This window comes from Bradyrhizobium sp. IC3195 (genome assembly GCF_020193585.1).
GTDB lineage: Bacteria > Pseudomonadota > Alphaproteobacteria > Rhizobiales > Xanthobacteraceae > Bradyrhizobium > Bradyrhizobium yuanmingense.
In genome coordinates this window covers 206,935-219,638 of sequence record NZ_JADYVG010000004.1, presented here as the reverse complement: position 1 = coordinate 219,638, position 12,704 = coordinate 206,935, and the positions used below count along the sequence as shown (strand labels likewise).

The window sequence follows — 12,704 nt, the reverse complement described above, 5'->3', positions numbered from 1 at the left end:
GACCAGACAAACCGGTCTTAGTTCAGGCCAGCGGATGGTGGCAAGCCGCGAACTGGCCGGGTGCGACCTGGCGCAACTCCGGTATCTCCGTGCTGCAACGCTGATCTGCGCGCGGGCAGCGGGTGCGGAAGCGGCAGCCGGACGGCGGCGCAATCGGCGATGGCGGCTCGCCGGCCGCCACACTTTCGGCGGGTCGCACGTCCGGATCCGGCACCGGGATCGCCTGCAACAGCAGCGCGGTGTAGGGATGCGCAGGCCGCGCGAACAATTGCTCGGAGGGGGCGACCTCGCAGAGCCGGCCGAGATACATCACCGCGACGCGGTCGCTGACCGCTTTGACCACCGCGAGGTCGTGCGCGATGAACAGCAGCGTCAGGCCGAAGCGCGCCTTCATCTCCTCCAGCAGGTTGAGGATCTGCGCGCGGATGGAGACGTCGAGAGCCGACACCGGCTCGTCGCAGACGATGAATTCCGGGTTGAGCACCAGCGATCGCGCGATGCAGATGCGCTGGCACTGGCCGCCGGAGAATTCGTGCGGCAGGCGGGTCGCCACGAGATCGGGGTCGAGCCCGACCGCGGAGAGCACCTCGTGAACGCGCCGTTTGCGCTCGGCGGCATCCTTGATCCCGGCGATGATCAGCGGCTCGGCGACGATGTCGCCGATGCGCCGGCGCGGATTGAGCGAAGCAATCGGATCCTGGAAGATCAGCTGCACGCGGCGGCGCATCCGGCGCAGCGCCTCGCCCTCCATCGCGGTGAGGTCCTCGCCGTCGAACATCACGCGACCGGATTTGGCGCGGCGCAGTTGCAGCACCGCGCGGCCGAGCGTCGACTTGCCGCAGCCGGATTCGCCGACCAGCCCAAGCGTCTCGCCGCGCGCGACCTGGAGGCTGACACCGGAAACGGCATGAACAATCTTGTTGCCGAGGCCGTATTCGACCACGAGATTGTCGACGTTGAGAAGCGGCGCGGGGCGCGCGGCAAGCTGCATCATGCCTCGATCCCCTCCGTCATCCGGATCGGATGGAAGCAGGCATAGAGATGTCCCGACACCTCTGCGCTGGTCAGGACCGGTTTGGCCTCATGACAGCGCCCGCCGGCATAATTGCAGCGCGGCGCGAAGGAGCAGCCCTTCAGCGGGCGCGTCGGATCGGGTGGACGGCCCGAGATCGCCGGCAGCGGCGTATGCGGCGCGGTATCGAGCTTCGGGATCGCCGCCAGCAGCGCCTCGGTGTAGGGCATGTGCATGCGCTTGAACAAGGCTTGCGTCGGCGCGCGCTCCACCACCCGGCCGGCATACATTACCGCGACCTCGTCGGCGCGGCCGGCTACCACGCCGAGATCGTGGGTGATGATGATCATCGCCATGTGGCGGCGGCGCTGCTCGCGCGCGAGCAGATCGAGGATCTGCGCCTGGATGGTGACGTCGAGCGCGGTGGTCGGCTCGTCCGCGATCAGGAGCTTCGGCTCGCAGGACAGTGCGATCGCAATCGCGATGCGCTGGCGCATGCCGCCGGAGCATTGATGCGGATATTGCGCGAGCCGCTGCTCCGGGGCGGGAATGCCGACGGCGGCGAGCAGCTCGATGCTGCGGGCCTTCGCGGCGGGAGCGTCAAGCTCGAGGTGCTCCTGGATCGTCTCCATCAGCTGCGTGCCGATGGTGAGCACAGGGTTGAGCGAGGTCATGGGGTCCTGGAATACGACCGCGAGGTCGCGCCCGCGCAGCCGCCGCAGGCTTTCAGCCTCGAGCCGCACCAGATCCTCGCCGTCGAACATCACCTGGCCCGTCAGCTTCGCCCTCTTCGGCAGCAGCTGCAGCACGGCGCGCGAGAGCATGGTCTTGCCGCAGCCGGATTCACCGACGATTCCGAGCGTGCGGCCGGCCTGCAGCGAAAGGTCGACGTGATCGACCGCGCGCAGGTTTCCGCGCGGGGTCGGCAGCTCGACCGCGACATCCTCGATGGCCAGGAGCGGCGCGGTCACAGTGCCCCCTGACGTGGGTCGGTGAGAGCCCGCAAGGTGTCGCCGACGAGGTTGAACGCCAGCACGGTCGCAAACAGTGCTGCCGCCGGCAGAAAGGCGAGGCGCGGCGCGACGTCCAGACTGTCACGTCCCTCCCCGATCATGCTGCCCCAGCTCGGCATCGGCGGCGGCACGCCGAGGCCGAGGAAGGACAGCGCGCCCTCGACCACGATGGTGACCGCGACGCCGAGCAGGAAGAAGGCGAGCAGCGGCAGGATGACGTTCGGCAGCAGCTCGCGCAGCAGGATGCGCGCATGGCTCGCCCCTAACGCCTCGGCGGCGATCACGAACTCGCGCCGCGCCAGCGTCAGCGTCGCCGCGCGCGCCACGCGCATGAAAGCGGGAATGCCGAGCACGCCGAGGACAATAGTGAGGTTGGGGACCGACTGCCCGAGATAGGCGACCACCGCGAGCGCGAAGATCAGCGGCGGAAAGGCGAGCAACACATCCATGCTGCCGACCACCAGCGTCTCGAACCGGCCGCGGAAATAGCCGGCCAGCAGGCCGAGCGCGCCGCCGATGACGAGGCCGATCATGGGCGCGATCAGCCCGACCGTTAGCGACACCCGCGCACCAAAGATCAGCCGGGCGAGCTCGTCGCGGCCGAGCCCGTCGGTGCCGAGCCAATGTTCCCCGGAGAAGGCGGCGCGCCGTTCCAGCATGTCCATATCGGTCGGGTTCTGCAGCGGCAGCACCGGCGCCAGGATCGCTAGCGAAAGGATGATCGCAACCCAGGCGCTTGCGATCCAGAACAACAGGCCGAGCTTGGGCTTGCGGCCGACCGGCGCAGCTACCTCCTCGTCCTGGATCGACAGCTCAAGCGTGGCCATGGCGGATCCTGGGGTCGAGCACGGCATAGAGCATGTCGACGATGAAGTTGACGATGACGAAGCCGCAGGCGACCAGCAGCACCACGCCCTGGAGAATGACGAGGTCCCGGGTGTAGATCGCCCCGACCAGCAGCCGGCCGATGCCGGGCAGCGCGAAGATCGTTTCCACGATCAGCGTGCCGCCGAGCAGGCGACCGATATTGATGCCCGTCACCGTCACCAGGGTCAGCGAAGAAGGCTTCAGCGCATGCACCAACAGGATGCGCGATGGCTTGAGACCCTTTGCTTTCGCCAGCGCGATATAGTCCTCCTGCAACGTCGCGATCATGTCGGAGCGCAGCACCCGCATGATGCCCGGCCATTCCGCCAGCGCCAGCGTCAGCGCCGGCAGCACGAAGAAGCGCAAATTGGCCAGCGGCGCCTCGGTGAACGGCACATAGCCGGTCGCCGGCAGCCAGCGCAGCTCGACCGCGAACAGATAGATCAGCAGGATCGCAGTCAGGAACGACGGCATCGACAGCATCGCGAAAGCGCTGCCGGTCATGAAGCGGTCGAACGCACCGCCGGCGCGCGCGGCACAGGCGATCGCAACGGGAACACCGATCAGGAGCCCGATGAACTCGGCCATCAGCATCAGCTGCAGCGAGACCGGGATGCGTTCGGCCACCGCCTGCAGCACCGTCTGCCCGGTGCGAAACGAGCGGCCGAGATCGCCCTGCACCACGTGGCCGAGCCAGCTCAGGTAACGCCACCACAGCGGCTGGTCGAGTCCCATGTCGCGGCGCAGCGCCGCGACGTTCTCCGGCGTTGCCTGATCGCCCAGGATGACGAGCGCGAGATCGCCCGGCAGCAGCGAGGCGATCAGGAACGTCAGCAACGAGACGGCGAGCAGGACCGGCAGCATGGCAAGCAGCCGCCGCGCGACGAAGTTCAGCATCGCGCGGTCATTCCAGCCAGGTGGTCGAGACGTCGATCACGCCGTTGTAGATCTTCGGAAAGCCCTTCAGCCTGGCGCTGGACAGCGCGTAATAGGTATTCTGGAAGGTCCAGAACCAGATCGCCTCCTTGTTGATCAGACGGCTGATGGCGCAATAATCCTCGGTGCGCTGGCCGATGTCGGCGGTGACGCGCGCATGGTCCAGAAGCTTGTCGAGCTCGGGGTTCGCGTATCCGGCGAGCGCCAGCGGGCTGCCGCTGCGGAAATTCGCGTACATCTGCGGATCGGGATCGGCGAGATCGACGATGCGCCACGGCGTCAGCTGGAACTGCCGGGTGAAGGCGCGCGTCGGAATCGTGGCCTGGTCGACCTGCTCGATCTCCATGTTGGCGCCGACGCGCTTCCAGAATTGCTGCAGCACTTGGCCGACCATGCGGCCGCGCGGCGTCGCCGTCACCAGCATCTTGAACTCGACCGGCTTGCCGTACTCCTTGATCAGCGCCTTGGCCTTCTCAACGTCGAACGGCAGCGCCCCGTCGTCCTTGCACTTGACCCAGGAGCCGTCGCCGTAAGGATTGCTCGCGGGCCGGCTCAGGCCGTTGCTGATCGCTTGCGACATCTTGGGACGGTCGATCGCCATCACCAGGGCCTGCCGCACCCTCACGTCATCGAACGGCGCCACCTTGGTGTTGAAGGCGTAGACCTGCGCGCCCGAGCCCTTGTAGGTGTGCACGGTGAGCTTGGGGTCCTTCTGCGCCCTCATGATGTTGTCGGCGTCGTTCTCGTCATCCCAGATGATGTCGGCCTCGCCCGATTGCAGCGAGGCAAAGCGCGACTGCGCGTCGGGCAGCGGCTTCAGGACGATGCGGTCGAGATACGGGCGACCCTTGTCCCAGTAGTTCGGGTTCTTCTCCAGCACCATGCGGTCGCCGGCGGTCCATGATTTCAGGACGTACGGGCCGGTGCCGACGGGATTGCGGTTGTAATCGTCGCCCTTGGTCTTCCAGGCGGTCGGCGAATGGATGACGTTGTTCTGGCTCTGGATGGTGATCGTCGCCGGCAGGTTCACGGAAGGATCAGTGAGATTATAGACGATTGTGTATTCGTCCGGCGCCAGCACCTCCTTGACGTTGGTGATGTAGAAGGCGCAGCGGCACTTGTTGGCGGGGTCCTTCTGCCGGTCGAAATTCTCCTTGAAGGCCTGCGCATTGAACGGCGTGCCGTCGTGGAATTTGACGCCTTCGCGGAGCTTGAAGGTCCAGGTCTTGTAGTCCTCGGAATGGCTCCAGGACACCGCGAGCTTCGGCGCGGCCTCGCCCTTGTCATTCAGCGTCGTCAGCGTGTCGAAGATCGCGGCGGCAGCGGTGAAGGTCGAGGTGTCGTAGACGCCGACCTTGAGCGGATCGAAGCCTGCGATCTCCAGCTCCTGTCCGACCGTGATGCTGCCGCCTGATTTCTGCGCCTGCGCTGGCGTTGCCAGTGCAAATGCCGCAACGAGGAAAATAGGCACGCGCCTGCGTGCCAAGGCCGCCGCGTTCGTCATGGTTCCTCCCGGGATCCCTCGTCCGATGTTTCGGATCGTGAATGACTCGGAGGCGAGCTTGGCGACAAATGCCCGCCTCGGCAAGAGGAACGAACGAGAGTTCGAACGCCGCATGTGGCGGCGATGAGACTCAGGATGTCGCGGCCGTTTTGCCTGGCGGAATTGCCGTACCGTCCGCAAGGCCGATCTCCTGGCGCAACGCGTCGGTGTGCTCCCCGAGCACGGACACGGTCTTGGCCGGCGCCGTGTCAGCCCCCGACATCCGAAACGGCAGGTTGAGCACCTGGAACGAGCCGCCCTCGTCCCGCACCTCGGAGAGTGCCTGGCGGTGCGCAAGCTGCGGATCGTCCAAGGCCTCGGACACGCTGCGATAGGCCGAGGCCGGCACGCCGGCAGCGCCAAGCACGCGCAAGCACGCATCGGTCGAAAGCTGCCGCGACCAGATTTCGACGCCGTCCATCAGCTCGGCCCAGTTCGCGCGCCGCGCGGCATAGGTGGCGAAACGCGGATCGGAGACCCAGCCCGGGCGGCCGATCACCCCCATCAGGGCCTGGAACGTCTTCTCGCTGGCGATCGTGATCATGACGTAGCCGCTTGCCGTCTCGGTCGGTCCGAACATCGGGCGTGGCGGCGGCGGCACCGCGAATTGCGAGCTCTGCAGCTCGGTCAGCGTCAGCGACAGCATGGTTTCCAGCATGGAGACGTCGATGTGCTGGCCGGCGCCCGTCACGCTGCGTTGATAGAGCGCCGACGCGATCGCGCCAAAACCATAGGTCCCGGTGACGACGTCGGCGTGGTAGATACCGCAATAGTCGGGACGGTTGCGGCCCGGCTGGTAGGCGAGATGGGCCATGTCGTAGCCCGAGGCCGCGTGGATCACCGGGGCGTAGGCCGGCAGCTCGGCCGAAGGGCCGGTCTGGCCATAGCCCGAGATCGAGCAGTAGATCAGCCTCGGGTTGACCTGACGCAGGCTGTCGTAGTCGAGCCGAAGGCGGCGCATCACGCCGGGACGGAAGTTCTCGACCAGAATGTCCGACGTCGCGGCCAGCCGGCGCACCGCCTCCTTGCCATCCTCGGACTTGAGGTCGAGGACCACGCTCTTCTTGCCGACATTGAGCTGACCGAACGCGGTGCTGCAGCCGTTGCGGAGGGGAGGCCGCGTCCGCATCGTCTCGCCGCCATCGGTCTCGATCTTGATGACCTCGGCGCCCATGTCGGCGAGCATCCGTGTGCAATGGGGCCCGGCGATGGTGGTCGAAAAATCCAGCACCCGCAGGCCCGCGAAGGCCTTTGTCGTCGTCCCCTCATGCTTATCTGCTAGCTGCATGCCTGCCTGCGCCTTGAACTCGTGGAACCATCGAAGATCTTTGTTGTTGATGCGGCGACCCTAGAGGGCGGCGGCTGAGTAGGAAAGTGTTTACCGAACAGACGTGCCGCGTGGGCGGGCTTTGGATTTCCAGCACAACTGGACCCGTTCTTGCATAGCAGCAAGCGGGGTCGAAAGAGGGCGGTTGTTCTTGAGGGTCTTGTTCGTCACCACAGAGATGGACGACTTCGTTCGCGTCGGCGGACTGGGCGCCGTTTCCGCCGCCCTCCCCCGCGCACTTCGCTCCTTCGCCGATATCCGGATCATGCTGCCCGGCTATCGCGACATCATCGAGCAACTCACGCATATTCAGGTCGTTGGCCGCTGTCCCGCATTCGCGGAGATGCCGGCCTGCTCGCTCGGCCGTGCCGCGACCAAGGACGGCCTGCCGGTCTATGTGCTGTTGTGCTCGCAGCTCTACGACCGACCGGGCAACCCCTATGGCGACGAGCTCGGGCGCGATTGGCCCGACAACGACATCCGCTTCGCGCGCTTGGCCTCGGCCGCGGCTGAGCTCGCCATGGGCAAGCTGGACAAGAATTGGGCAGCAGACCTGATCCATGCCAACGACTGGCAGGCCTCGCTGGTGCCGGCCTATCTGGCCTGGCAGGGCGCCAAGCTGCCGTCCATCCTGACCATCCATAACCTCGCCTATCAGGGCCTCTTCCCGAAGGACTCGTTGCGGCGGATCGGCGCACCGGAGAGCTCCTTCCACATCGACGGCGTCGAGTTCTACGATCAGGTCTCCTTCCTCAAGGCGGGCCTCGTCTACGCCTCGCACCTCACCACGGTCAGCGGCACCTATGCGCGGGAGATCACCACGGCCGAGTTCGGCTGTGGCCTCGAGGGCCTGCTCCGCCTGCGCTCGGACGCCGCCGAGCTCACCGGCATCCTCAACGGCATCGACGAGAGCTGGGACCCGCGCTCCTGCGCCCAGCTCGCCCAGCAATTCGGCGCCGGCGACTGGGTCGGCAAGAAGGCGAATGCGGATTACGTCCGCAAGCAGTTCGGGCTGGCGGTCTCGCGCGGGCCGATGTTCGGCATCGTCGCGCGCCTCGTGCACCAGAAGGGGATCGACCTCGTGCTGTCGGCGGCGGACGAGATCGTCGATGCCGGCGGGCAGATCGTGGTCACCGGCTCCGGCGAGCCGGCGCTTGAGCAGGCCTTGATCGACGCGCACCGCCGCCGCCCCGACGCCATCGGAGTTGCGATCGGCTTCAACGACGCCCAGGCGCGGCGCATCTTCGCCGGCAGCGACTTCACCTTGATGCCGTCGCGGTTCGAGCCGTGCGGGCTCAGCCAGATGTACGCCCAGCGCTTCGGCTCGCTGCCGATCGGCCACCAGACCGGCGGCCTCGCCGAGACCATCAGCGACGGCGAGACCGGCTTCCTGTTCTCGAGGCCGTCGCGCGAGTCGTTCCTCGGCGGCGTGCGGCGCGCCTTCTCGGCCTTCATGGCCCACGACCAGCTCGACACGATGCGCCGCAGCGCCATGGGGCGCTCGTTCTCCTGGAGCATCTCGGCCGGCAGCTACAGCGCGCTGTACCGCAAGCTGGCGTCGGCGTGAGGCACCGCTGTCATTCCGAGGCGCGCCGTTTGGCGCGAACCCGGAATCCATCGCTCCGCCGGAAATGCTGGGAGAAATGGATTCCGGGTTCGCGCTCCGCGCGCCCCGGAATGACAAGCTGCAACGAGCTTGCCTCGAGTCCCTATTTCCCGCGCACATCCATCTGCGGACGGCCGATCCAGGCGCGATTAAGACACCGCGTCATCCAGTCGGGCCGCGCTTCGCCCCGCAGCCGCGCCTGCGCTTCCTGGTAGGGACCGACATAGCGCAGCCGGCCAGGCAATTTCGGATAGACGCGCCGGATCCACCGCAGCGCGTTATCGGCGGATCGGATCGCACGCGCGTCGAGCTCGAAGCCGAAGCCCGCGCGCAAGCGCTCGGGCAGCATGCTCGCGGTGAGCGCGCAATACCAGCGCGGCGGCCGCAGCCACGGGCGCGCGCCGCTGAATATCTGCGCGGCGATCTCGCGCGCCGCAGGGCCAACGGTTAGCGTCTCCGACTGCGCCATTGCCTTGGTGTAGGCGACGAAGCCGGACCAGTCCGCCGGCAAATCATCCCCCTTTAATCCGAAGAGGGCGCCGTACAGCCTGGCCTCGCTCCAATAGCGATCGCGCTCCTCCGCCGAGAGTGGCGGCAGCACCAGATCATGTGCCATGAGCGCGGTCTCGACCAGCGTGGCGTGGACCCAGCGCAGCGCGGGGATGTCGTTGGCGCAGTAGCGCGAGCCGGCCGCGAACGGCCCCACGGTCTCGGGCATCTCGCCGACGATCATGCTGTGACGCCGATGCAGCTGCCGGGACGACAGCAGCGCCCGGTCCAGCGAGCCGAACACCATCGTAAAGACGATGTCGAAGGTGCGATGGAAGCGGCCGATCGGATCGGCGAGGGTACGCGAATGCTCGGCGATCGCCGCCGCCACCCAGGGATGGGCCAGTTGCAGCAGCAGCGCACGGCCGGCGCCGAGAAAGAGCACGGCCTCCCGGTCGATCTGCCAGGTCAGTGAGGCCGGACCGAATACGCCCGCGACCGGTCCCGCCGCGTTGGCACGCAGCGTATCGAGCGACTCCTCCAGATCTTTCTCAGCGACCAACTGCAAGCCTCGCGACGAAGATACGGCGACCATACTCCGGACCGCGCGCCTGCAAAATCGTCGTCGTGCGAGGCTATGACGGACAGAGCCTCACTCCGCCGCCATCGGCATCTCGTCCATATGCTCGTGCAGCACGACGCCGGCGAGCGGATCGAATTCGCCGACCCAGGGCTTGCGCGCCAGCACCGATTTCGTGTGCGCATAGCCGGCGTGCCAGCGCCGCGTGATCCCGGACGGACTGAAGTCGATATCCTTGGTATGGGTCTCGTGCTCGAGCTGCGGCGCCAGCAGACGCACCACATGCATGCGGGTCGGGCAGCCGTAGCTCGTCAGTTCCCTCACCGCGGGATCGATGCGCTCGCTCTCGGGCAGCCGCGCCGCGAGCTGGTTAATGACGTGGCGCAGACGATGGGCCTGCTGCTGTCGCACGATCTGGCTGGCGATGCGGCTGGAATATTGCACGTCCTTGTGCCGGTTCAGCACCTCCGCCATCGTGGTCGGCTCCGGCCCGACCGGATTCCACAGATGCACGGAGAAGATCAGCGAGTTCCTGCGTGGATTGTCGTCGAACACGGCTTCGGTCGGCGTGTTCGACAGGATGCCGCCGTCCCAATAGAGCTCGCCGTCGATGCGCACGGCGGGGAAAGCCGGCGGCAGCGCGCCCGAAGCCATCACATGCTTCACCGTCAGCTCGCCGTCGCGGCTGTCGAAATAGCGCATTTCGCTGGTGCCGACATGAGCCGCACCGACCGTCAGACGCGGCGCGCAGCGGTTGGCGAGATCAAAATCGACGAGCTCGCTCAGCGTCTTCTCCAGCGGCGCGGTCGAATAATAGCCGGCGTGATCGGCGCCCAGCGGATAGGAATCGCCGGCATGGGCCAGCGGATTGGGCCGGAAGAAACCGGCAATGCCGTGGGTCACGGTCGACCAATAGGCCAGCTTCTCGTTGAAGCCGGGAAACGCGGTGCGCCAGTTCCAGACCGGCTGCTGCTCCATCCGCTTCCAGAACTCACGCAAGCGCGCGAGGCGGTGCTCGGGCGCGTTGCCGGCGATGAGGCTCGCATTGATCGCACCAATCGAGGTGCCGATGATCCAGTCCGGCTCGATGCCGGCTTCGTGCAAGGCCTGGTAGACCCCGGCCTGGTACGAGCCGAGCGCGCCGCCGCCCTGAAGCACGAGCACGACCTGACCCGGCAGGTCGTGCTGCTTATGCTGAGAATTGTCCTGCGTGCCCATGTCTCGCTCCTGGTGAGCTTGCACCGTTCGAGTATTCGACTTGCTGCGCCGGCCCATGTCAATGCGCGGTCCAACCGCCGTCGACCGGCAGCGCAACGCCGGTGATCGAGGCCGCCGCGTCCGTCGACAGGAACACCGCGAGTGCGCCGAGCTCCTCGACCGCAACAAAGCGCTTGTTCGGCTGTTGCGCCAGCAGCACGTCGCGGATCACCTGATCGCGGGAGATGCCATGGGCCTTGGCCTGGCCGTCGATCTGCGCCTCGACCAGCGGCGTATGGACATAACCAGGGCAGATTGCGTTGCAGGTGATGCCCTGCTCCGCCGTCTCCAGCGCCGTCACCTTGGTGAGGCCGACGATGCCATGCTTGGCGGTGACATAGGCTGCCTTGAACGGCGAACCGACCAGGCCGTGCGTGGAGGCAATGTTGATGATCCGGCCGAAACCGTGCTGCCGCATTGCCGGCAACGCGAGCCGCGTGGTGTGGAAGGCCGAGGACAGGTTGATTGCGAGGATCTGGTCCCACTTCTCGACCGGAAACTGGTCGAGCGGCGCGACATGCTGGATGCCGGCGTTGTTGACCAGGATGTCCAGCCGGCCGGATTGGGCCACCGTTGCCGCGATCATCTCGGCGATCGATTTCGGCCTCGTCATGTCCGCCGGCGAATAGCTGGCCTTGACGCCGAACTCGGCGGCGATCTGCTCGCGCGTCCGGCCGATCTCGCTGGCGACGCCAAGGCCATTGAGCACGATGTCGGCGCCCGAGGCGGCGAGGGCCCGCGCGATACCGAGACCGATGCCGCTGGTCGACCCGGTGACAAGCGCCACCTTGCCGACCAGCACGCGTGATGAAGCGGACGTCTGCGTCTCGATGGGGATATTCATGATCCAGGACCTCTTCTCGGCGCGACACCGCGCCAGCCTGGAGCGAAATGTGCGGGATCTCCGGGATTTGCGGAAATGCCGGTTGGCTTCCGAGTCGATACGTCCGCGCTATCGCAGGCGGGATGTCATTTTTCGCCCTGATCGGCTAGATTTCCGGTCGATTTTTGCTGGGAGCCGATCCATGGAAATGCACCAGGTCCGCTATTTCCTCGCGGTGGCGCAGCTCTTGAACTTCACGCGCGCGGCCGAGGAATGCAACGTCACGCAGCCCTCGCTGACGCGAGCGATCAAGCAGCTCGAGGCCGAGCTGGGCGGCGACCTGTTCCGCCGCGAACGCCCCGCCGCGCAATTGACTGAGCTCGGCCAGCGCATGCATCCACTCCTGAAGCAGTGCTATGACGCGGCCATCGGCGCGCGCTCGCTCGCCTCCTCGTTCAGGAGCGGAGAGATCGGTGCGCTCCGCATTGCGCTGACGCATTCGATCGACCTCGCTTTGCTGATTCCGCATCTCAACGAGATCAAGCGGCAGTTCAACCGGCTCGAATTCCGCTTTCTGCGCGGCTCGGGCCGGGAGGTCGGCGACTTCCTGAAGAAGGGCGAAGCCGAGCTCGGCATTGCGGCCGAGATCGACGAGGCCTGGGACCGGCTGGATGTCTGGCCGCTGTTCACCGAGAGCTTCGAGCTCGTCGTCGGCGATGGGCACCGGCTGGCCGGCCGCAGCTCGGTCGAACTGGACGACCTGCGATCGGAGCTGCTGCTGAGCCGAACTTTCTGCGAGCACGCGCGCCGCATCTCCGCGAGCCTGCGCGAGCACGGCATCGACATCGAACAGGGTCATGAGGTCTCGAACGAGCGCGATTTGATCGAGCTGGTCGAGGCCGAGATGGGCATCGCCATGGTGCCGCACACCTCGCCAGTGCCGGAGCGGCTGACCCGCGCCGCGGTCACGGGGCTGGACGCCCGCCGCACCGTCAATCTCTATGGGGTCGCCGGCCGGCAACGCACTGCCGTGGGCAACGCCGTGATGCGCATGCTGCGCGGCGCCGACTGGCGCGAGATCGCGGGGTAGTCTTTACAGTGTCGACCGCCCTTCCCCTCTCCCCCTGTGGGAGAGGGTGGCTCGCCGCATAGCGGCGAGACGGGTGAGGGGTATCTCTCCGCGACTCCAATCCTCATTTGTGATTGCGGAGGTACCCCCCTCATCCGGCGCTTCGCGCCACCTTCTCCCAC

Annotated in this window: 11 protein-coding genes; 2 read left to right on the top strand and 9 right to left on the bottom strand. The window is 66.5% G+C overall.

Annotated features, from left to right (window positions below; all coding sequences use genetic code 11):
* Positions 1-22: 22 nt before the first annotated feature.
* The 6 genes from I6F09_RS11390 to I6F09_RS11365 all read right to left on the bottom strand — a co-directional run bounded on the left by I6F09_RS11390 (position 23) and on the right by I6F09_RS11365 (position 6,659).
* A complete protein-coding gene (locus I6F09_RS11390; protein WP_225188075.1) occupies positions 23-994 on the bottom strand; it encodes an oligopeptide/dipeptide ABC transporter ATP-binding protein in 972 nt (323 codons plus the stop codon).
* A complete protein-coding gene (locus tag I6F09_RS11385) occupies positions 991-1,983 on the bottom strand; it encodes an ABC transporter ATP-binding protein (RefSeq protein WP_225188074.1) in 993 nt (330 codons plus the stop codon). The genes I6F09_RS11390 and I6F09_RS11385 overlap by 4 nt, the downstream gene beginning before the upstream one ends.
* The gene (locus I6F09_RS11380) at positions 1,980-2,852 is read right to left on the bottom strand and encodes an ABC transporter permease (RefSeq protein ID WP_036004454.1); all 873 of its coding nucleotides are present in this window, start codon (positions 2,850-2,852) and stop codon (positions 1,980-1,982) included. Before I6F09_RS11380 ends, I6F09_RS11385 begins: the two co-directional genes overlap by 4 nt.
* Positions 2,839-3,789, bottom strand: a complete 951-nt coding sequence (locus I6F09_RS11375) for an ABC transporter permease (protein ID WP_036025925.1) — start codon at positions 3,787-3,789, stop codon at positions 2,839-2,841. Before I6F09_RS11375 ends, I6F09_RS11380 begins: the two co-directional genes overlap by 14 nt.
* Positions 3,790-3,796: 7 nt before the next feature.
* The gene (locus I6F09_RS11370) at positions 3,797-5,332 is read right to left on the bottom strand and encodes an ABC transporter substrate-binding protein (RefSeq protein ID WP_225188073.1); all 1,536 of its coding nucleotides are present in this window, start codon (positions 5,330-5,332) and stop codon (positions 3,797-3,799) included.
* Positions 5,333-5,462: 130 nt separating this feature from the next.
* The gene (locus I6F09_RS11365) at positions 5,463-6,659 is read right to left on the bottom strand and encodes a CoA transferase (protein WP_225188072.1); all 1,197 of its coding nucleotides are present in this window, start codon (positions 6,657-6,659) and stop codon (positions 5,463-5,465) included.
* A gap of 190 nt (positions 6,660-6,849) precedes the next feature.
* On the opposite strand from I6F09_RS11365, the gene glgA reads away from it, so the two are divergent.
* Positions 6,850-8,265 (top strand): glycogen synthase GlgA, encoded by a 1,416-nt coding sequence (gene glgA, locus I6F09_RS11360; RefSeq protein WP_109145885.1) that lies wholly within the window; start codon positions 6,850-6,852, stop codon positions 8,263-8,265.
* A gap of 142 nt (positions 8,266-8,407) precedes the next feature.
* On the opposite strand, the gene I6F09_RS11355 is transcribed toward glgA, so the two are convergent.
* The 3 genes from I6F09_RS11355 to I6F09_RS11345 form a co-directional block, all read right to left on the bottom strand.
* The gene (locus tag I6F09_RS11355; protein WP_225188071.1) at positions 8,408-9,355 is read right to left on the bottom strand and encodes an oxygenase MpaB family protein; all 948 of its coding nucleotides are present in this window, start codon (positions 9,353-9,355) and stop codon (positions 8,408-8,410) included.
* Positions 9,356-9,445: 90 nt separating this feature from the next.
* A complete protein-coding gene (locus I6F09_RS11350) occupies positions 9,446-10,591 on the bottom strand; it encodes a patatin-like phospholipase family protein (protein WP_225188070.1) in 1,146 nt (381 codons plus the stop codon).
* A gap of 58 nt (positions 10,592-10,649) precedes the next feature.
* A complete protein-coding gene (locus I6F09_RS11345; protein WP_225188069.1) occupies positions 10,650-11,474 on the bottom strand; it encodes a 3-hydroxybutyrate dehydrogenase in 825 nt (274 codons plus the stop codon).
* A 181-nt stretch (positions 11,475-11,655) separates the two neighbouring features.
* On the opposite strand from I6F09_RS11345, the gene I6F09_RS11340 reads away from it, so the two are divergent.
* Positions 11,656-12,543 (top strand): LysR family transcriptional regulator, encoded by an 888-nt coding sequence (locus I6F09_RS11340; protein ID WP_036004434.1) that lies wholly within the window; start codon positions 11,656-11,658, stop codon positions 12,541-12,543.
* Positions 12,544-12,704: the final 161 nt, after the last annotated feature.

What these genes read in the sequence shown, in the direction of transcription:
- I6F09_RS11380 (WP_036004454.1), bottom strand. Translation starts at nt 2,852, where the DNA reads ATGGCCACGCTTGAGCTGTCGATCCAGGACGAGGAGGTAGCTGCGCCG.
- I6F09_RS11375 (WP_036025925.1), bottom strand. Translation starts at nt 3,789, where the DNA reads ATGCTGAACTTCGTCGCGCGGCGGCTGCTTGCCATGCTGCCGGTCCTG.
- I6F09_RS11365 (WP_225188072.1), bottom strand. Translation starts at nt 6,659, where the DNA reads ATGCAGCTAGCAGATAAGCATGAGGGGACGACGACAAAGGCCTTCGCG.
- I6F09_RS11370 (WP_225188073.1), bottom strand. Translation starts at nt 5,332, where the DNA reads ATGACGAACGCGGCGGCCTTGGCACGCAGGCGCGTGCCTATTTTCCTC.
- I6F09_RS11345 (WP_225188069.1), bottom strand. Translation starts at nt 11,474, where the DNA reads ATGAATATCCCCATCGAGACGCAGACGTCCGCTTCATCACGCGTGCTG.
- I6F09_RS11390 (WP_225188075.1), bottom strand. Translation starts at nt 994, where the DNA reads ATGATGCAGCTTGCCGCGCGCCCCGCGCCGCTTCTCAACGTCGACAAT.
- I6F09_RS11340 (WP_036004434.1), top strand. Translation starts at nt 11,656, where the DNA reads ATGGAAATGCACCAGGTCCGCTATTTCCTCGCGGTGGCGCAGCTCTTG.
- I6F09_RS11350 (WP_225188070.1), bottom strand. Translation starts at nt 10,591, where the DNA reads ATGGGCACGCAGGACAATTCTCAGCATAAGCAGCACGACCTGCCGGGT.